This window comes from Xanthomonas sp. DAR 34887, from assembly GCF_041245805.1.
GTDB lineage: Bacteria > Pseudomonadota > Gammaproteobacteria > Xanthomonadales > Xanthomonadaceae > Xanthomonas_A > Xanthomonas_A tesorieronis.
This window is the reverse complement of record NZ_CP162490.1, coordinates 2600897-2618968: the sequence shown is the minus strand read 5'-3', so window position 1 is coordinate 2618968 and position 18072 is coordinate 2600897. Positions and strand designations below refer to the sequence as shown.

The following is an 18072-nucleotide window of genomic DNA, read 5'->3' as shown; positions in this document are numbered from 1 at the left end:
GCCCGTGCGGGTTGGAGGCACGGTCGCGGGCAGAGCGGTCGGGAACACGGAGCCGGCGGCGGAAGGACGGTTGTGCACGGTCGCTCGATGGTCGCGGATCGGATCGCAGGGAACGCCGGGGCGGGTGGCAGCGGCAACGCTGGAGCGCTCGCCACGTGGACGGTCGCCATTATCGGCATTGCGGACTGGCGGCGACACGGCACCCACCCGGCGTCGGGCGCCGGGTTCAGTTTCGACTATGCCGGGGCCGGGGGCCGACTTCAATGCAGGGTATTGAGATAGGCGATGAGGTCCTCGAGCTGCTTGCTGTCGTCGAGCCCGTCGTACTTCATGTTGGCGCCAGGAATGCCCTTGGACGCGGGCTGGGCCAGGTAGCTGCGCAGCTTGTCGTCGCTCCAGGTCCATTGGGTCTTCTTCATCGCATCCGAATAGCGGTAGTCGGGCACGCTGCCGGCGCTGCGCCCGACCACGCCGAACAGGGTCGGGCCCTTCTTGTTCTTGCCCGGCGCCGCGCTATGGCATTCGGCGCATTCGGTCGCGAACACGCCGGCACCAGGCAGGCCGCCGCCGGCCTGCGCGGCGGGGGCGAGGGCGACGCCGAACGGCAGCAGGCTGGCCATCAGGGTGCACCACAGGGGAAATGGGTTGGCTGGTTTCATGACGATCCGTGCTTGGGGGAAGGTGTGCTCAGAACGCGAGGCTCAGCGCCAGCGAGAACTGGTTGAGGTCGTGCGGGCGGGTCACCGGCAGGGCGCCGAACACGTTGCCGGTGGTGCCGTTGAACTTGCTGAAACGGAACCAGGTGGCCGACAGGCGCAGGTTGGCGATCGAGGTGAATGAATCGTCCTTGCCGAATGGCGCCCAGGAGGCGCTGATCAGGTTGCTGGTGGTGTCCGGGGTGCCGTACGGGCTGTAGCGGAACGGGTCGGCCGAGCCGGTGTTGATGAAGTGCGCCAGCAGCAGGCCGTAGGTCTGCCGGTAGGTGTAGCTGACGTTGATCGACTGGTCGCGGATGCTGCCGCGGCGCAGCCCGGCCACGCTCGGGTCGTCCGGGTCGATCGCCGCGCTGCCATAGCGGCGGCGCTCGTAGATGTTGAGATAGCCGAGCTTGAGGATGTGCTCGCGGGTGCCGAGGAACTGGTAGTTCAGGTCGTAGCCCAGGTCGGTGAAGTCGTCGCGCGGACCGGTGCTGCGCGGCAGCTGGCGATGGGTAGTCAGGGCGACCACGCCGGCGGAGAAGAATTGCTTCTTCATGTCCTTCATGTAGCTCAGGCGCAGATAGCCGGTGTCGCTGAGCTTGCCCGGGTCGCCGCCGACCGCGTAGCCGAGGTCGTCCTGGGTGGAGACCGGCAATGCGTTGTAGGTGCCGATCTCGCCGTACCAGTTGCGGTCGTACACGCCGTAGAGGCTGGTGCCAATCACCCGGTTGGACAGCGAGGATTGGTTGAGCAGAGTGGTGGAACCGGCATAGGCCGAGGCCGGTCCCAGGCCGGAGGCATTGGGCAGCACGCCGATCGGGTCCTGGCTGCCAGGGTTGTTGTTGACGCTGACCCCGAGCAGCGCGTCCTTGCCGCCGAGCTTGAAGGTCTTGGCAACGAAGCGCAGGTCCACGTTGTCCAGCTTGGTGGTGAACTTGTCCTTGCCGTTGTTGGTGCTGGACACCTTGATGTAGCCGCCGACGTTGTCGCTGACCCGTCCGGCCAGGTACAGATCGCCCTCGCTGAGCTGGTTGTTGGTCTTGCCGCGCACCGGCACGCTGCGGGTGCCGGTGAGCTGCGCCGAGGCCGGAATCTTGGTGCCGTTGCCGTCGCTGTCGGTATAGCCGTTGAGCTTGAAGCGCATGCCGTACGGGGTCAGTGCCGGGCCGTAGGCGCCGATGTGGCAGTCCGCGCAGGAGGAGCCGGTCTGCCGCGCGAACGCCGGCACCGCCGCGGCGCGCGGGCTGACCAGCAGCAACAGCGAGCCGAGCGTGGTCCACAGCAGGACCTGCTCGGCGCCACGCAGCGGGCCGGGACGGAAGAAGGAAGAGAGCGACTGGGCGGTCTGCATGGGATGGGTCCTTGAGCGGGTCGGTGCGGTGCGCGGACGAGGGAAGGGCGGCGGACGGGGGAGGGGTGCAGGCGCGTCTCAGCCGCGGCGGAAGCGCAGCATTCGCCGCAGGGTGTCGTCGCGGCGCACGAAGTGGTGCCACAGCGCGGCACCGATATGCAGCAGAATCAGGCCGAGCAGCGCCCAGGCGGCATACACGTGCCAGGCGCCGAGCGTGTCGGCCAGCTCCGGATCGGGGGCGACCAGCTCCGGCAGCGTGGCGGCGAACAGATGCACCGGCTTGCCCATCGACTGGCTCAGCGCCCAGCCCAGCACCGGCAGGGTCAGCAGCAGCGCGTACATGATCACGTGGGTGAGCCCGGCAAGCGCGCGCAGCAGCGGCGAAGTGGCGTCCGGGTCCTGGCGTTTGCCCAGGCGTAGGCGCAGCGCCACGCGCAGGAAGAACAGGCCGAGCACGAACAGGCCGAAATGCCGATGGCCCTCCAGCAGCCACTGGCGCACGGCGCGGCCCTCGACCTCTTCGCGCAGCAGGATCAGGCCCGCCGCCAGCACCAGGCACAGCACGGTGAGCCAGTGCAGCAGCACCATCGGCCGCGGCAAGCCTGCAGCCGCGGCGGTGCGCGGCGGATGCTCCGCCACGTCGGGGAGAAGGATGCCGTCGTCGGCCTGCGTGGATGAAGTCATGGTGGCGAGCCCTGTCCAGGTCGTGTCGATGGAATGCGCGCTGCCGTTCGCGGCGTCGTGCTGCGCTACCCCGCTGGCAGCGCAAGGGGCTGGCGCAGTGGTGGTCGCAGATGGGTGCCGGGGGCGCGGCGAAAGGTTGCGTCGGCGTGGCAACGGCCTGCATCGGTGCTGCGAATGGCAGGGCGCAACCTTTGCGACGACCGGCGGCACTCAGCCTGGTAACTCCGCGTCGGAGTCCGTGTCGGACACACTATGGCAATCGAACGAATCCAGTTGCGCACGCACGGCGACGAGCGCGGTCTGCTCGTGGCCCTGGAGCAGCAACGCGACGTGCCCTTCGACATCCGGCGCGTGTATTACCTGTTCGCCACCAAGCACGGCGTGCACCGCGGGCAGCACGCGCACCGCCATCTGAATCAACTGGCGGTGGCCCTGCACGGCTCGGTGTCGTTCCTGCTCGACGACGGCAGCGGTCCGGTGCAGGTGGTGCTCGACGACCCGTGCCAGGGCCTGCTGCTCGGCAATATGGTATGGCGCGATCTCTACGACTTCAGCGACGATTGCGTGCTGATGGTGCTGGCCGACCAGGCCTACGATCCGGCCGACTACATCCTCGACTACGACGAGTTCCTGCGCGAAGCCGCGGGCGAACGCAGGCAGGAGGCATAGGGCCATGGCGAAGCCGCTGGTCATCATCGGCGCGGGCGAACTGGCCCAGATCGCCTGCGAGTACTTCAGCCACGACAGCGACTACGACGTGCTCGCCTTCAGTGCCGAGCGCGACTACATCGCCGCGCCGACGCTGGCCGAGCGGCCGGTGGTGGCGTACGAAGACCTGGAGCGGCTGTATCCGCCTGGCGAGGTCGAGGCGTTCGTGGCGATTCCCGCCAGCGGCCTCAACCGCCTGCGCACGCGCTTCTTCCTCGACGCCAGGCGTCGCGGCTATCGCCTGGCCAGCTACGTCAGTTCGCGCGCCTTCGTCTGGCGCAACGCGCAACTGGGCGAGAACTGCTTCGTGTTCGAAGGCAATGTGGTGCAGCCATTCACCCGCATCGGCGACAACTGCATCCTGTGGAGCGGCAACCATATCGGCCACCGCACGCTGATCCACGACCATGTGTTCGTCGCCTCGCATGCGGTGATTTCCGGCTATTGCGAGATCGGCCAGAGCAGTTTCGTCGGGGTCAATGCCACCTTCAGCGACGGGGTCAAGGTCGCCGCGGACAACGTGATCGGCGCTGGCGCGCTGGTCACCCGCGATACCGAACCGGGCCGCGTCTACGTCGGTGCGCCGGCGCGTGCGGTGGCCGGCAAGTCCAGCTTCGACGTGACGCTCTGACGCCATGTTCGATTGGAGCAAGCGCGGCCTGGCGTTCGCCACCGCACGCGATGGCGTCGGCGGCTGGATGCGGCATTCGGCGCTGACGCCGACGCCGCATCGCCTGGACGCCGAGCTGATCCGGGTCTACGCCGGCTTTCGCGACGCCGCCGGGGTCAGCCGCATCGGCTACGTCGACGTGCGCGGCGACGATCCGACCCGGGTGGTGCGGGTCAGCGCCGTGCCGGTGCTGGACATCGGCCGCGATGGTTGCTTCGACGACAACGGCATGATCCTCGGCGACGTGGTCGCCGCGCCGGACGGGCTGTACATGTTCTATGTCGGCTTCCAGCGCGTGGCCAAGGCCAAGTTCCTCGCCTTCACCGGGCTGGCGGTGTCCCAGGACGGCGGCGAGACCTTCCAGCGCCGCCAGGACACGCCGCTGCTGGACCGCGCGCCCGGGCGCAGCACCATCGCCGCGGTGCATTCGGCGCGCTACGAGGACGGCCGCTGGCGGCTGTGGTACGCGGTCGGCGACGACTGGGAGCAGATCGACGGCGCCCCGTTCCCGCGCTACCACATCCGCTACGCCGAGACCGACGACCTGCAGGCGATCCCGCGCCAGGACACGCTGTGCCTGCAACCGCAGGGCAGCGAATACCGCATCGGCCGCCCGCGCGTGTACCGCTGCCAGGGCGGCTATCTGATGTACTTCACCCGTGGCAACGTCGACGGCGCGTACTTCCCCGGCGTCGCGCGCAGCGCCGACGGCCGCCACTGGCAACGTTGCGACGAGGTGTTCGGCCTGGCGCTTTCGCCCGGTGGCTGGGACGCGTGCACGTTGTGCTACCCGGCGCTGATCCGGCACCGCGACCGCGTGCTGATGTTCTACAACGGCAACGACATGGGCCGCGACGGCTTCGGCGTGGCGGTGGCGCCGCTCGCGCAGGATGCGGGCGCGGGGAGCGGCGATGTATTCGGTTAGGGCGTATCGCGCCGCGGACGCGCCGGCCTGGGACGCGGTGATCGCCGCATCCCGCAACGGCAACCTGCTGCACCGGCGCGGCTACATGGACTACCACGCCGAGCGCTTCGTCGACGCCTCGCTGCTGGTCGAACGCGGCGGCGCGCCGGTGGCGGTGTTCCCGGCCAACATCGAAGGCACGCGCGTGGTCAGCCACGCCGGGCTGAGCTATGCCGGGCTGCTGTCCGTGCACGGACTGCGCGCAGTGGCGACGTTGGACGTGTTCGAGCAGATCGCCGCGCACTACCGCGCAGAAGGCGCGCACGAACTGGTGTACAAGGCCGTGCCGCATCTGTTCCACAGCTCGCCGGCGGAGGAGGATCTCTACGCGCTGCATCGCCTCGGTGCGCGGCTGCAACGCCGCGACCTGTCCTCGGCGATCGCCTTGCGCGGGCGGCCGCCCTTCGCCGCCGAACGCCGCCGCTCGATCGGCAAGGCGCGCAAGGCCGGTTTGCACGTGCAACGCAGCGACGATCCCGCGCCTTTGCATGCGTTGCTGGTCGAGGTGTTGCAGCGCCACGGCGCCACCCCGACCCACAGCCTGGACGAGCTGCGCTTGCTGCGCGAGCGCTTTCCCGAGCAGATCTTGCTGTACGAGGTCCGCGACGGCGCCACGCTGCTGGCCGGCACTGTGCTGTACGACTTCGGCCACGTGGTGCACACGCAATACCTGGCCTGTTCCGAACAGGGCCGGCGCGTGGACGCGCTGAGCCTGCTACTGGCCGACCTGATCGAGAACCGCTACGCGCAGCGCGACTACTTCAGCCTCGGCATTTCCACCGAGCAGCAGGGCCGGGTGCTCAACGACGGCCTGGTCACGCAGAAGGAGCGCTTCGGCGCGCGCGGCGTGGTCCACGATTTCTATGTCTGGGACCTGCGATGAGCGTGCCGTTCCTGGATCTACGCGCGCTCAATGCCCGCCATGCCGACGAACTGAAGGCAGCGGCCGCGCGGGTCATCGACTCGGGCTGGTACGTGCTCGGCGAGGAGCTGGAAGCGTTCGAGCGCGAGTTCGCCGGCTATTGCGGCAGCGGGCATGCGATCGGCGTGGGCAACGGCATGGACGCGCTGACCCTGATCCTGCGCGGCTACCGCGACCTGGGCAAATTGCGCGACGGCGACGAGGTGATCGTGCCGGGCAACACCTTCATCGCCAGCTTCCTGGCGATCAGCGAGAACCGGTTGCTGCCGGTGCCGGTGGAGCCGGACCCGGTCAGCTTCAACCTGGATCCGGCCAGCGTGGAACGGGCGATCGGCCCGCGCACGCGGGCCATCATGGCGGTGCACCTGTACGGCAAGCTGGCGGACATGGTCGCGCTGCGCACGCTGGCGCGGCAGCATGGCCTGCTGTTGATCGAGGACGCGGCGCAGGCGCATGGCGCGCGCCTGCACGGGCGCCACGCCGGCAGTTTCGGCGACGCCGCCGGCTTCAGTTTCTTCCCGGGCAAGAACCTCGGCGCGCTGGGCGATGGCGGCGCGGTGACGACCGACGATCCTGAACTGGCGGCGCGGATCCGGATGCTGCGCAACTACGGGTCGGACATCAAGTACCGGCACCTGGTGCAGGGCATGAACTCGCGCCTGGACGAAATGCAGGCGGCGCTGCTGCGGGTCAAGCTGAAGCACCTGGATGCCGACATCGCCCTGCGCCGCGACGTGGCGCGGCGCTATCGCGCCGGCATCGTGCATCCGCAACTGCAGTTGCCGCAGGTGGCCGACGAGGCGGCGCACGCCTGGCATCTGTTCGTGGTCCGCTGCGCCCGGCGCGATGCGCTGCAACGCCATCTGCTGGCCAGCGGCATCCACTGCCTGGTGCACTATCCGCTGCCGCCGCACCGGCAGCCGGCCTATGCCGCATTGAGCGGACTCAGCCTGCCGCTGTGCGAGCAGCTGCACCGCGAGGTGTTGAGCCTGCCGATCGGGCCGATGCTGGATGCGGACGCGGTGGAGCAGGTGATCGCCGCCTGCCTGGCGTTCGAGGCCGGCGCGGCATGAACGTGCTGCGCAGCGGCCTGTACAGCGGCGCAGCGACCGCGGCCAAGCTGCTGGCGGCGTTGCTGGTGCTGAAGCTGGTCGCGGTCTATGCCGGGCCGGCCGGCGTGGCCCGGCTCGGCCAGTTCACCAGTTTGATGTCGCTGCTGGCGGTGCTGGCTGGCGGCGGCATCGGCGCCGGCATCGTCAAGTACGTGGCCGAGTACCGCGACGATGCGCAGAAACTGGCGCGGTTGCTGGGCGCGGCGCTTGGCTATGCGTGCTGCGCTGCCTGCGTGATGGGGCTGGTCGCGCTGCTGTTCAGCCGCCAGATCGCGCAGCGCCTGCTCGGCGATCCGCAGTACCAGAGCCTGATCTGCGTGCTGGCCGTGGCCCAGCTCGGCATCGCCCTGGTGAACTACATCCTGGCCGTGGTCAACGGTTTCATGGACGTGCGCCGGCTGGCCTTCATCCAGGTCGCCGGCTCGGTGCTCAGCGTGCTGGTGGTGCTGTGGCTGTCGCGCTGGCTGCAGCTGTACGGCGCGCTGCTGGCCTTGGTCGCCGGGCAGGTGCTGTGGCTGTGCGCCGGCCTGCCGGCGCTGTGGCGCAGCCCGTACTTCCGCCGCGACATGCTGCGCATGCGCTTCGACAAGGAGATGACCCGGCGCCTGGCCGCGTTCTCGGTGATGACCCTGACCTCGGCGCTGCTGCCGCTGCTGGTCAACATTGGCGTGCGCGATCATCTGGCCGTCCGCTTCGGCTGGCAACAGGTCGGCTACTGGCAGGCGGTGAGCAAGGTCTCCGAGGCGTATCTGCTGTTCTTCACCACCGCGATCAACGTCTATTACCTGCCCAAGCTGGCGGCGTTGCGCGACCGCGCCGGGCTGCTGCTGGAATTGCGCACCGCCTACCGCTACGTACTGCCGGCGGTGACCGCATCGGCCGCGGCGATCTATCTGTGCCGGGACTGGCTCACGCGGCTGCTGTTCGCCGCCGATTTCGCCGCCGCCGCGCCGCTGTACGCGCCGCAGCTGGTCGGCGACGTGATCAAGATCGCCTCGTTCGTCCTGTCGTACCTGATGTTAGCCAAGGCGATGACGCGGCTGTTCGTGCTCTCCGAATGCGTGTTCGCCGCCAGCTATCTGGGGCTGGTCTATCTGCTCACCGCGCGCATGGGCCTGATCGGGGCGGCCTACGCATTCGCGGTCAACTATGCGCTGTACCTGGCGTTCAACGTCGTGGTGGTGCGGCGCTATCTGGGAGGGGTGCGCTGATGGACGACCGCGGACTGTGCGGCGACATGCCGCTGGTGTCGGTGCTGGTGCCGGCGTACAACCACGAACGCTTCGTGCAGCGCTGCCTGGACAGCGTGCTGGAGGACCCGTATCCGAAAAAGGAACTGGTGATCGTCGACGACGGCTCCAGCGACGCCACCGCCGCGCGCATCGCCGAGTGGATCGCGCTGCATGGGCAGCGCATCCCGGTCCGCTTCTGGCCGCGCGAGAACCGCGGCATCGCCGCCACGCTGAACCATCTGGTGGCGATGGCCAGCGGCGAGTTCCTGCGCCTGGGCGCCAGCGACGACTACCTGCTGCCGGGTGGCCTGGCCGCGCAGGTCGCCTATCTGCGCGCCTCGCCGGGCAAGACCGCGGTGATCGGCGATGCGGTGGTGGTCGATGCGGACGGACGCCTGCTGCATCAGAGCAGCATGCGCGACCTGCACGGCGTGGACAAACGCCTGTACCTGAGCGATGCCGGCATCCGCCGCGCGGTGATCCGGCACTGGGCGGTGAGCGGGGCGGTGGCGCTGGTCCGGCGCAGCGCCCTGCAGGCGCCCGTGGCCTGGGACGAAGAGCTGCATATCGAGGACTGGGATTTCTTCCTGCGCCTGGTCGCGCGCGACGCGCTGGGCTTCATCGACGTCGGCGTGTGCGCGTACCGGCTGCATGGCGCCAATGCCAGCAGGACCCGGCACCTGCCCAGCCGCCTGGCCAATCTGACCGAGTCGCGGCAGGTGGCGCTGCGCCGCGCGGCGCTGTTCGATGCGCCGTGCCGCACGTTGCTGCATGCGCAGGCGCATTACATCGCGGCCAAGATCGCGTTCCTGCGGCGCCAGCCAGCCGCGCTGGGCGGGCACCTGCTGGCTCACGCCTGGCTGTCGCTGCTGGCGCGCATGCGGCCGGCCGCAGCGGCGCCGCTGGCGGAGCGCGCATGAAACGCCTGCTGCGCCTGCCGTCGAGCTATTTCGGCCTGCCGTTGCTGTTCAGTTGCGCGCTGACCCTGCTCAGCTTCGATCTACCGCCCGGCTATGCCGCCGGCATTGCCTTGCTCGCCGCCGCGGCGGCAACGACGCTGCTGCTGGATGCGCTGCACGGCATCCGCCTGCCGCCGCTGGCCGCGTTTCGCGCGCGTCGCTATGCCGGCACCCGCGAGGCCTTCGTCGCGCTGTGCCTGGCCGCGCTGGTCGGCGTGTTCTGCGTGCTGGATCTGGCGTTGTTCCCGATTCCGCTGTTCACCAATCCTTCCGCGTACGCCGACCTGACCCCGCTGCACGCGCACGTGCGGCACCTGTCCAACATGTGCTGGATCCTGCCACCGATCGCGCTGCTGTGCGTGCGCGACAAGGCGCTGCGCAACGCGATGATCGTCGCCGGCTTCGTGTTCCCGGTGCTGGTGATCGATCGCAACCGCATCTTTGCCGGCTTGTTCAGCTTCGCGCTGCTGCTGTTGCTGCGGCGCGATCCGGCGCGGCCGTTGCCGTGGAAGTCGGTCATGGCCTTGCTGGTGGCAGGCGGCGCGGCGTTCTCGCTGCTGGGCACGCTGCGCTCGGGCTCGCTGGACTCGGTGACGCTGCCGTTCGGCGCGCTGTACCGCGCCGCGCCGCAGGGCATCAAGTGGCTGCTGCTGTACATCGGCGCCGGCCCGTACAACTTCGGCGCGATGCTGGCCAAGGACTACGTCAACGCCAGTTTCCTGATCAACCAGCTGGTGCCGCTGAGCGGCTCGATCGCCACCGCCGGCACCGGCATTCCGCTGGATGCGCCGAACATCAACGTCGGCACCGAATTCTTCCCGTTCCTGCTGGCCGGCGGCGCCGGCGCCGCATTGGCCGCGATGCTGGCGCTGTATGCGGCGCTGCTGTGGAGCGTACGCCTGCTCGGCAGCAACGTGTCGCTGTTCAACCTGCTGGTGTTCCTGCGCATCGCCTATGCCTGCCTGATGTCGCCGTTCGCGCCACAGGCCTTCATCTGGACCAACGCCGGCTTCGTCGCGTTGTGCCTGGTCCTGCACGCCTGCAGCGCGCTGTTGCCGAACCGGCGCGCGGCGCTGGCGGCAGCGCCGGGCAGGGCGGGGCAGGCGCCGTCGCCACCTTTTTCTCCGGGAAATGCCTTGCCATGAAAGAAGACGAAATCTACCTGATCGACCTGTGGCGGATCCTGCGGCGCGAGTGGACCTGGTGCGTGCTGCCGCTGCTCGCCGTGCTGGCGCTGGCGTTCGCCTTTCTGCAGGTCGCCACCCGGCAGTGGCAGGCCACCGCATGGGTGCAGGTCGGCGAATTCGGCCCGACCCCGGCCGGGCGCGACCCCAAGCTGGAACCGTTCCAGCGCGTGATCGAGCGGATCAAGACCCGGCTGTTCCAGGACCAGGTGCTGCAGAGCCTGGGCCTGCCGTTGAACGGGCGCGAGGCCGCGCTGTACCGCAGCAGTCTGAAACTGGACCCGGATCCCTACGCCAACCTGATCGAGTTGAGCCTGCGTGCCGGCTCGGCGCAGCAGGCGCGCGCCCTGGCCACGGCGACCACGGCGCAGCTGCAGGCGCTGCATCGGCGCATCCAAGCCGTGCTGATGCAGCAGACGCGCGAACGCCTGCAGGACATCGGCAGCGAACTGGCCGCGACCCAGGTCGAGCGCGCGCGTTTGCTGCAGCAGCAAGCCGAGGGCAAGGGCAGCGTCGAGCAGCAGCTGCTCGGCAACATGCTGTTGTCGGAGAAGAACGCGACCATCCGCAGTCTGAAATCCGAGCGCGACGATCTGCTCGCCCGGCTCGGCGCGCGCTATACCTACGACACCTCTGCGCCCTGGGCAGCCTATGTGCCCGAACGCCCCGCGTTTCCCAATCCGGTGCTGGTGCTGGCGGTGGGGCTGATGCTGGGCGTTGGACTTGGGGTGTTCGCCGCGATCGTGCGCAACGCGCTGCGACGCCGACAGGCCGCACGCATGCCGCCGCCTGCGCCAGCCGCCAGCGGCGCATAAGCGCGAACACGCACGCCGCCGCTGCCGGCGATTCAACCAAACCGCCCGCCACCCGCACTCACTGGCATACCGTGCGATCCGCGCTTGCGGCCGGCACGGCAATTCCCGACGACGACGGCAGGCGAGTGGAGAGTGGATGTGACTGCGAATGGCAAGCCCGGCGCCGCTGCGCACGCGGCGACGATCGATCCGGCGCGGCTGCTGGAGACCCAGCGCGCCTTCGATAGCGTCGCCGCCGACTACGACGGTCCGCGCGGCAACAACGAGCTGATCCAGCGCATGCGCACCACCCTGTGGGACACGGTGGCCGCGCAGTTGCCTGTGGGCGCGCGGCTGATCGACCTGGGCTGCGGCACCGGCCTGGACGCCCACGAGTTCGCGCAGCGCGGCTACCGCGTGCTGGCCACCGACTGGTCGCCGCAGATGGTGGAGCGCACCCGGCAGCGGGCGCAGGACCCGGCGCTGCACGGACGGCTCAGCGTGGCGCATGTCGGCATCCAGCAACTGGAGCGCATCGACGGCGAGTTCGACGGCATGTATTCCAATTTCGGCCCGCTCAACTGCGCACCGGATCTGCCCGCGGTGGCCGCCGAATGCGCGCGCCTGCTGCGCCGCGACGGGCGCCTGGTGTTCTCGGTGATCGGGCGCCTGTGCCCGTGGGAAGTGGGCCATTACGCGCTGCGCGGGCGCTTCCGCCGCGCAGCGGTGCGTGGAGCGCGCGGCGTCACCGCGGTGGGCATGAACGGGCACACGATCTGGACCTGGTACTACCTGCCGCGCGAGTTCTACCGCGCCTTTTCCGCGCATTTCGAACTGGACTCCTATCGCGCGCTCAGCCTGTGCCTGCCGCCGCCGTATCTGGTCGAGCACTATCGCCGCCACCCGCGTATGGGCGAGCGGCTGGGGCGGCTGGACGACCGCATCGGCGGCTGGCCGTTGCTGCGCGACATGGGCGATCACTTCCTGATCGTGATGCGCAAGCGCTGAACCATGCGCGCGCCTTCCGCTGCCGCCGAGACCTGCCTGCACGGCGCACGCCTGGCCACGCCGGCCGGCGCGGTGCGCGCCTCCCTGGCGTTGCGCGGCGCACGCATCGCCGCTGCGCCGGCCACCGCCGCGTACCGGATCGCGTTGCACGGGCATCTGGTGTTTCCGGGGCTGATCAATGCGCACGAGCACCTGCAGGTCAACGCGGTGCCGCCGCTGCCGCAGACCGCACCGTTCGCCAGCAGCTACGCGTGGATCGAGGCGTTCGCCGCGCATTTCTGCGACCCTGCCGTCGCCGCCGCGCTGCAATTGCCGAAAGCCCTGCGGCTGCGCCACGGCGCGCTGAAGAACCTGCTCGCCGGCGTCACCTGCGTCGCCCACCACGATCCCTGGCACGCCGAACTGGACGCGGCGGACTTCCCGGTCGCGTTGCTGCGCGAGTTCGGCTGGAGTTACGCCCTGCACGGCCCCGACTACGGCCCGCCGCTGGCGCAGAGCTTCGCCGCGACCGCCCCCGACCGCCCGTGGATGATCCACCTGGCCGAAGGCACCGATGCGCTCGCCGCCGGCGAGCTGGCCGAACTGGACCGGCGCGGCTACCTGGCCGCCAACAGCGTGCTGATTCATGGCGTCGGCCTGGGCAGCGCCGATATCGAGCGCGTGCTTGCCTGCGGCGCGGCCGTGGTGTGGTGCCCGTCGAGCAACCTGGCGTTGCTGGGGCGCACGCTGGATCCACGCCGGCTGTATGCGGGCGGGCGCCTGACACTGGGCAGCGATTCGCGGCTGAGCGGCGCGCGCGACCTGCTCGAGGAACTGCAGGTGGCTAGCGACCACGGCCTGGACGCCGCGCAGGCGCTGGCCCTGGCGACCACTGCCGCGGCGCGGATCCTGCGCCTGCCCGGACGCGGCAATCTCGCGGTCGGCGCAGCCGCGGATCTGCTGATCGTCGGCGACCGCGGCGGCGATCCGGCGCACAGCCTGGTCGGGCTGGCGCGCAGCGAGCTGCGTGCGGTGGTGCGCGATGGACGCCCGCGCATCGCCGATCCCGATTTCGCGGACTGGTTCGAGGCCACCGGCATGGCGGCGGTGCCGGTCACCCTGGACGGCGCGCCGAAGCTGCTGGCCGCGGAGCTGGCCGACCCCGCACTGCTCGCGCTCGAACCCGGGCTGGAGCTGCAAGGCGACGCGTTGCGCACGACCGCGCCGCCCACGCTGCAGGCACGCCGCGCATGAGCGCCATGCCGACCCTGGAGCCCTTCGACGCGTATGCGCTGTGGGCGGCGAGCTATCCGGCGCACGCGCACAACCCGGTGATGCAGGCCGAACAGCGCGCCATGCTGGCGTTGTTGCCGTCCGCGCTGCACGGCCAGCGCGTGCTCGATGCCGGCTGCGGCAGCGGACGCTATCTGTTGCATGCGCTGCAGCGCCACGCCGCTCACGCCACCGGCGTGGACCTGTCGCCGCAGATGCTCGGCCGCGCCGCGCGCGAACTGGATGCGGCTGGCGCCGGCAACCGCTACACGCTGTGCGAGGGCAGCCTGGACGCGTTGCCGGTAGCCGATGCCGCCGCCGACCTGAGCATCTGCGCCCTGGTCGTCGGCCATCTGCCGCAGCTGCAGCCGGCACTGGCGGAACTGCGCCGCGCCACCCGCCCGGGCGGCAGCGTGCTGTGCAGCGACGTGCACCCGATCGGCCACGCGCTGGGCTGGAAGCGCGATTTCAAGGCCGACGGCGAGCGCTATGCGGTGCGCCATACGCAGCATCTCTACAGCCACTGGCATGCGGCCTGCGCCGCGCTCGGGCTGGCGATCGAGGCGGTGCGCGAACCGATGCTCGATCCTGCCGACATTCCCGCCGGCGCGCACTTCGATCCTGCCGCGTTGCAGGTCCCGGTGGCGCTGGTGTTCCGGCTGCGGCGCCTGCCGTGAGCCTCGCCTTGCGGTCTCCTTCCATGCCTTCCACACCGAACACGCTGCTGGTCAATCCGACCATCACCTCGCGCGGCAACGCCCGCTTCCCGTTGGCGCTGCTGAATCTGGCCGCGGCGCTGGACCGCAGCGGCGACAGCCGCATCATCGACGGCAACGTCGATCGCGGCTTCATCGACACTGCGCTGCAGGCGTTGCAAGAGCAGCGCTATGACGCGGTCGGCATCAGCGTCATGGGCGGGCCGCAGATCGCGCCGTCGATCGCGCTGTCCACCGCGATCCGCGAACGCTTCCCGGCCATGCCGATCGTCTGGGGCGGCTATTTCCCGACCCTGTACACCGACACCGCGCTGAGCGCGCCGTACGTGGACTACGCGATCCGCGCGCAGGGCGAGGACACGCTGCCGGAACTGGTCGCGGCGTTGCGCGGCGAAGGTCCCGGCCTGGCGCAGATCGACGGCCTGTCGTGGAAGCAGGACGGCGCGATCGTGCACAACCGCAATCGCGGCTTCAGCCGCGGCGAGGCGGCGCCGGCGCTGCCGTACGCAAAGCTCGGCGACCCGCGCCAATACCTGGGCCGCAGCTTCCTCGGCCGCCGTACCGCCTCGCACCAGGCCGCGCTGGGCTGCCGTTTCCGCTGCACTTTCTGCGGCGTGGCGGCGATGTTCGGCGGCGCCACCGCGCTGCCCACCGCGGCGCGGCTGGAGCGCGAGCTGCGCTACCTGAAAGAGGAACTGGGTGCCGATTCGATCCAGTTCTTCGACCACAACTTCTTCGACCGCGAGGCGGAGATGATCCCGCTGCTGGAGGTCATGGCCAAGCTGGAGATGCCGTGGTGGTGCTATGCGCGCGCCGACGCGCTGCTCAACCTGTCCGAGAGCACCTGGGCGCTGGTGCGCAAGAGCCGGTTGCGCATGGCCTATATCGGCGCCGAATCGCCGAGCGGGGCCATGCTCAAGGAAATCCGCAAGGGCACGCGCCCGGACCAGACCCTGCAGGTGGCCGAGCTGTGCCGGCGCAACGGCGTGATTCCGGAGCTGTCGTTCATGGTCGCGCCTCCGCAGGACACCGTGCACGAGACCGAGCAGACCTTCGAGTTCATCCGCGAGCTCAAGCGGATCAACCCGCAATCGGAAATCATCGTCTACGTCTACACGCCGCTGCCGGAGGCCAGCCGCCACGAGAAGGACCGCGGCAAGCGCGCATCGATGCCGCTGCGCGACCTGCACGGCGCGCCGGTGGTGTTCCCGCGCACGCCGGAAGAGTGGACCCAGCCGCAATGGGTGGACTACGCCTGTCACGCCGACGCGCCCTGGCTGGACGACGCGCTGCGCCAGCGCATCCGCGACTTCGTCACCGTGCTGGGTTGCCGCTATCCCACCGCGCAGGACCTGCGCTCGCCGCGCTGGGCCAAGCGCGGCCTGAGCGCGATGGCGGCGTGGCGCTACCGCTACCGGCGCTACGACCGGCCGTGGGAACTGAACCTGGCCAATTGGCTGGTGCGCCTGCGCCGGCCGCAGGTCTCCGGCATCTAGGCATGACGCGTTCCAGCGGAAAACCCATGCACGTCGCCCAGATCAATTTCGTCCGCACACCGAAGGGCGTGGCGCCGGCGCAGGTGTTCGCGCACTGGCCGTCGCTGGCCGACATCTCCGAGGCGGTGGCCAGCGCCGGCACCCGCGTGTCGGTGATCCAGGCCGCCGATGCCTCGGAGCAGTTGCTGCGCAACGGCGTGGAATATCACTTCACCGATCCGGGCGAAGCCGGCACCAGCAGCCGTGCGCGGCGCATCGCCGGCATCGTGCACGCGATCGGCGCCGACGTGGTCCACGTGCACGGCCTGGAGTTCGCGCGCGAGGCCTGCGCGATGGCGCGGCAATTGCCGCAGGTGCCGATCCTGCTGCAGGACCATGCCAATCGCCCGCCGCGCTGGTGGCGACGTTCGCAGTGGCGGCAATGGTATGCGGCCGCAGCGGGGATCGCCTTCACCTCGCTCGATCTGGCGCGCTCGTTCGTGCATGCCGGGCTGTTCGCGCCGTCCACCCGCCTGTTCGCGATTCCCGAATCCAGCTGCCGCTTCACTCTCGGCGATCGCGCCCAGGCACGGCGCGAGAGCGGCCTGCATGGCGCGCCCTGCGTGCTGTGGGTTGGGCACCTCAGCGCCGGCAAGGATCCGTTGACCGTGCTCGAAGGCGTGGCCCGCGCTGTCGCGCGGCTGCCCGGACTGCAGCTGTTCTGTGCGTTCGGCAGCGCGCCGTTGCTGGAGGCGGTCCAGCACCGCGTGCAGCAGGATCCGCGCCTGCGCGGGAGCGTGCATCTGCTCGGCAAGGTCGACCATGCGCAGGTGCAGACGCTGATGCGTGCGGCCGATCTGTTCGTGTCGGGCAGCCTGGCCGAAAGTTGCGGCTACGCGGCGCTGGAAGCCTTCGCCTGCGGCACGCTGCCGGTGCTGACCGACATTCCTTCGTTCCGGGCGCTCACCGACTATGGCCGCGTCGGCGAACTGTGGCCGTGCGGCGATGCCGACCTGCTCGCCGAAGCGCTGGTGCACGCCGCCGACGAACGGCCGTCGCCGGCGCAGGTCCGCGCCCATTTCGATGCGCAGCTGTCGTTCGCGGCGGTGGGCCGGCGCTGGTCGCGCGCCTATGCGCAGTTGCTGGAGCACGCCGCGCGGAGCGAGGCATGAAGCTGGCGCTGGTGGTGCCCGGCGGGGTCGATCGCAGCGGCGAGTACCGGGTGATCCCGGTGCTGATGACCCTGATCGAACGCCTGGCGCGCAGCCACGAGGTGCATGTGTTCGTGCTGCACCAGGAACCTGCGCCGGCCAACTGGGACTTGCTCGGCGCGCGCATCCACAACATCGGCAACGGCCGCACCCGCCTGCGCGCGGTCGCCGCGATCCGCGCCGAGCACCGCCTGGCGCCGTTCGACCTGGTGCAATCGATCTTCTCCGGCCACTGCAGCCTGATCGCGGTGGCCGCCGCGCGCCTGCTGCGGCGACCGAGCCTGGTGCATATCGCCGGCGGCGAACTGGTCGCACTGCATGCCATCGGCTACGGTGGGCGGCGCAAGTGGCAAGGCCGGTTGCGCGAGGCATTGGTGTTGCGGCTGGCCGACGCGGTCACTGCCGCCAGCGACCCGATCGTCGAGGCGCTGCGGGCGCTGGGCATCGCCGCCGAACGCGTGCCGCTGGGCGTGGACCTGCGCGCCTGGCCGCAGCGCGAGCCGCGCCGCCGCGATGGCGGCACCGCGCGGCTGCTGCACGTCGCCAGCCTCAACCGGGTCAAGGATCAGCCGACGCTGCTGCGCGCACTGGCGGCGCTGGCGCGTGCCGGGGTCGCGTTCCGGATCGATATCGTCGGCGTGGACACGCTGGACGGCGAGATCCAGCGCCTGGTCGCGCAGCTCGGGTTGTCGCAACAAGTGCGCTTCCTCGGCTTCAAGACCCAGCGCGAACTGCGCCCGCTGGTGGAGGCTGCCGATCTGCTGGTGCTGTCGTCGCTGCACGAAGCCGGGCCGATGGTGCTGCTGGAAGCGGCGGTGGCCGGCGTGCCCACCGTCGGCACCGGGGTAGGGCACCTGCTGGAATGGGCGCCGTCGGCGGCGCTGGCGGTGCCGCCCGGCGACTGGGCGGGCCTGGCCGAGGCCTTGCGCCAGGTCCTGGCCGACGACGAACTGCGCCTGCGCCTGGCCTGGTCCGCGCAGTGTCGCGCGGTGCGCGAGGATGCAGAGCACACCGTGCGCAGCTTCAACACGCTGTACCGCCGGCTGTGTCCGAAGCGCGAGTAAGCGCATGAATTCAACGTAGGAGCGGCTTCAGCCGCGACAGAAACCATCCGCAGCCGGAACCTGCCTGTC

General features: G+C 70.0%; 18 protein-coding genes. 15 read left to right on the top strand and 3 right to left on the bottom strand.

Annotated features, from left to right (window positions below; translation table 11 throughout):
- Positions 1-260: 260 nt before the first annotated feature.
- The 3 genes from AB3X08_RS11145 to AB3X08_RS11135 all read right to left on the bottom strand — a co-directional run bounded on the left by AB3X08_RS11145 (position 261) and on the right by AB3X08_RS11135 (position 2637).
- Entirely contained in the window at positions 261-659 is a 399-nt protein-coding gene (locus AB3X08_RS11145) for a c-type cytochrome (protein ID WP_369938296.1), read from the bottom strand.
- Between the two features lie 28 nt (positions 660-687).
- Positions 688-2049, bottom strand: a complete 1362-nt coding sequence (locus tag AB3X08_RS11140) for a cytochrome C (protein ID WP_369938295.1) — start codon at positions 2047-2049, stop codon at positions 688-690.
- A gap of 78 nt (positions 2050-2127) precedes the next feature.
- On the bottom strand, positions 2128-2637 hold the full coding sequence (locus AB3X08_RS11135) for a cytochrome b (protein WP_369938516.1): 510 nt from the start codon (positions 2635-2637) through the stop codon (positions 2128-2130).
- Between the two features lie 348 nt (positions 2638-2985).
- Here AB3X08_RS11135 and AB3X08_RS11130 point away from each other — a divergent pair, with 348 nt between their 5' ends.
- The 15 genes from AB3X08_RS11130 (at position 2986) to AB3X08_RS11060 (ending at position 18003) form a co-directional block, all read left to right on the top strand.
- Positions 2986-3402 (top strand): sugar 3,4-ketoisomerase, encoded by a 417-nt coding sequence (locus AB3X08_RS11130; protein WP_184409911.1) that lies wholly within the window; start codon positions 2986-2988, stop codon positions 3400-3402.
- A gap of 4 nt (positions 3403-3406) precedes the next feature.
- Positions 3407-4072, top strand: a complete 666-nt coding sequence (locus AB3X08_RS11125; RefSeq protein ID WP_369938293.1) for an acetyltransferase — start codon at positions 3407-3409, stop codon at positions 4070-4072.
- A gap of 4 nt (positions 4073-4076) precedes the next feature.
- On the top strand, positions 4077-5036 hold the full coding sequence (locus AB3X08_RS11120) for a hypothetical protein (protein WP_369938291.1): 960 nt from the start codon (positions 4077-4079) through the stop codon (positions 5034-5036).
- The gene (locus AB3X08_RS11115) at positions 5023-5958 is read left to right on the top strand and encodes a GNAT family N-acetyltransferase (protein ID WP_369938290.1); all 936 of its coding nucleotides are present in this window, start codon (positions 5023-5025) and stop codon (positions 5956-5958) included. Before AB3X08_RS11120 ends, AB3X08_RS11115 begins: the two co-directional genes overlap by 14 nt.
- Entirely contained in the window at positions 5955-7070 is a 1116-nt protein-coding gene (locus AB3X08_RS11110; RefSeq protein WP_369938288.1) for a DegT/DnrJ/EryC1/StrS family aminotransferase, read from the top strand. Before AB3X08_RS11115 ends, AB3X08_RS11110 begins: the two co-directional genes overlap by 4 nt.
- A complete protein-coding gene (locus AB3X08_RS11105) occupies positions 7067-8320 on the top strand; it encodes an O-antigen translocase (protein WP_369938287.1) in 1254 nt (417 codons plus the stop codon). Before AB3X08_RS11110 ends, AB3X08_RS11105 begins: the two co-directional genes overlap by 4 nt.
- Positions 8320-9261, top strand: a complete 942-nt coding sequence (locus AB3X08_RS11100; RefSeq protein WP_369938285.1) for a glycosyltransferase family 2 protein — start codon at positions 8320-8322, stop codon at positions 9259-9261. Before AB3X08_RS11105 ends, AB3X08_RS11100 begins: the two co-directional genes overlap by 1 nt.
- A complete protein-coding gene (locus tag AB3X08_RS11095; protein ID WP_369938284.1) occupies positions 9258-10445 on the top strand; it encodes a hypothetical protein in 1188 nt (395 codons plus the stop codon). Before AB3X08_RS11100 ends, AB3X08_RS11095 begins: the two co-directional genes overlap by 4 nt.
- Entirely contained in the window at positions 10442-11299 is an 858-nt protein-coding gene (locus AB3X08_RS11090; protein ID WP_369938283.1) for a Wzz/FepE/Etk N-terminal domain-containing protein, read from the top strand. The genes AB3X08_RS11095 and AB3X08_RS11090 overlap by 4 nt, the downstream gene beginning before the upstream one ends.
- A gap of 138 nt (positions 11300-11437) precedes the next feature.
- The gene (locus AB3X08_RS11085) at positions 11438-12286 is read left to right on the top strand and encodes a class I SAM-dependent methyltransferase (protein ID WP_369938281.1); all 849 of its coding nucleotides are present in this window, start codon (positions 11438-11440) and stop codon (positions 12284-12286) included.
- Between the two features lie 3 nt (positions 12287-12289).
- On the top strand, positions 12290-13519 hold the full coding sequence (locus AB3X08_RS11080; protein ID WP_369938279.1) for an amidohydrolase family protein: 1230 nt from the start codon (positions 12290-12292) through the stop codon (positions 13517-13519).
- Positions 13516-14214 (top strand): class I SAM-dependent methyltransferase, encoded by a 699-nt coding sequence (locus tag AB3X08_RS11075; RefSeq protein ID WP_369938278.1) that lies wholly within the window; start codon positions 13516-13518, stop codon positions 14212-14214. The genes AB3X08_RS11080 and AB3X08_RS11075 overlap by 4 nt, the downstream gene beginning before the upstream one ends.
- A gap of 23 nt (positions 14215-14237) precedes the next feature.
- Positions 14238-15749, top strand: a complete 1512-nt coding sequence (locus AB3X08_RS11070) for a B12-binding domain-containing radical SAM protein (protein ID WP_369938276.1) — start codon at positions 14238-14240, stop codon at positions 15747-15749.
- Between the two features lie 26 nt (positions 15750-15775).
- Complete coding sequence (locus AB3X08_RS11065) at positions 15776-16900, top strand: glycosyltransferase family 4 protein (RefSeq protein WP_369938274.1); 1125 nt, start codon at positions 15776-15778, stop codon at positions 16898-16900.
- Positions 16897-18003, top strand: a complete 1107-nt coding sequence (locus AB3X08_RS11060; protein ID WP_369938272.1) for a glycosyltransferase family 4 protein — start codon at positions 16897-16899, stop codon at positions 18001-18003. The genes AB3X08_RS11065 and AB3X08_RS11060 overlap by 4 nt, the downstream gene beginning before the upstream one ends.
- The last annotated feature ends 69 nt before the right edge of the window (positions 18004-18072 follow it).

Bases quoted from the DNA above. Each gene is read 5' to 3' on its own strand.
- AB3X08_RS11145 (WP_369938296.1), bottom strand. From the start codon at position 659: ATGAAACCAGCCAACCCATTTCCCCTGTGGTGCACCCTGATGGCCAGC.
- AB3X08_RS11140 (WP_369938295.1), bottom strand. From the start codon at position 2,049: ATGCAGACCGCCCAGTCGCTCTCTTCCTTCTTCCGTCCCGGCCCGCTG.
- AB3X08_RS11135 (WP_369938516.1), bottom strand. From the start codon at position 2,637: ATGGTGCTGCTGCACTGGCTCACCGTGCTGTGCCTGGTGCTGGCGGCG.
- AB3X08_RS11130 (WP_184409911.1), top strand. From the start codon at position 2,986: ATGGCAATCGAACGAATCCAGTTGCGCACGCACGGCGACGAGCGCGGT.
- AB3X08_RS11125 (WP_369938293.1), top strand. From the start codon at position 3,407: ATGGCGAAGCCGCTGGTCATCATCGGCGCGGGCGAACTGGCCCAGATC.
- AB3X08_RS11120 (WP_369938291.1), top strand. From the start codon at position 4,077: ATGTTCGATTGGAGCAAGCGCGGCCTGGCGTTCGCCACCGCACGCGAT.
- AB3X08_RS11115 (WP_369938290.1), top strand. From the start codon at position 5,023: ATGTATTCGGTTAGGGCGTATCGCGCCGCGGACGCGCCGGCCTGGGAC.
- AB3X08_RS11110 (WP_369938288.1), top strand. From the start codon at position 5,955: ATGAGCGTGCCGTTCCTGGATCTACGCGCGCTCAATGCCCGCCATGCC.
- AB3X08_RS11105 (WP_369938287.1), top strand. From the start codon at position 7,067: ATGAACGTGCTGCGCAGCGGCCTGTACAGCGGCGCAGCGACCGCGGCC.
- AB3X08_RS11100 (WP_369938285.1), top strand. From the start codon at position 8,320: ATGGACGACCGCGGACTGTGCGGCGACATGCCGCTGGTGTCGGTGCTG.
- AB3X08_RS11095 (WP_369938284.1), top strand. From the start codon at position 9,258: ATGAAACGCCTGCTGCGCCTGCCGTCGAGCTATTTCGGCCTGCCGTTG.
- AB3X08_RS11090 (WP_369938283.1), top strand. From the start codon at position 10,442: ATGAAAGAAGACGAAATCTACCTGATCGACCTGTGGCGGATCCTGCGG.
- AB3X08_RS11080 (WP_369938279.1), top strand. From the start codon at position 12,290: ATGCGCGCGCCTTCCGCTGCCGCCGAGACCTGCCTGCACGGCGCACGC.
- AB3X08_RS11075 (WP_369938278.1), top strand. From the start codon at position 13,516: ATGAGCGCCATGCCGACCCTGGAGCCCTTCGACGCGTATGCGCTGTGG.
- AB3X08_RS11070 (WP_369938276.1), top strand. From the start codon at position 14,238: ATGCCTTCCACACCGAACACGCTGCTGGTCAATCCGACCATCACCTCG.
- AB3X08_RS11065 (WP_369938274.1), top strand. From the start codon at position 15,776: ATGCACGTCGCCCAGATCAATTTCGTCCGCACACCGAAGGGCGTGGCG.
- AB3X08_RS11060 (WP_369938272.1), top strand. From the start codon at position 16,897: ATGAAGCTGGCGCTGGTGGTGCCCGGCGGGGTCGATCGCAGCGGCGAG.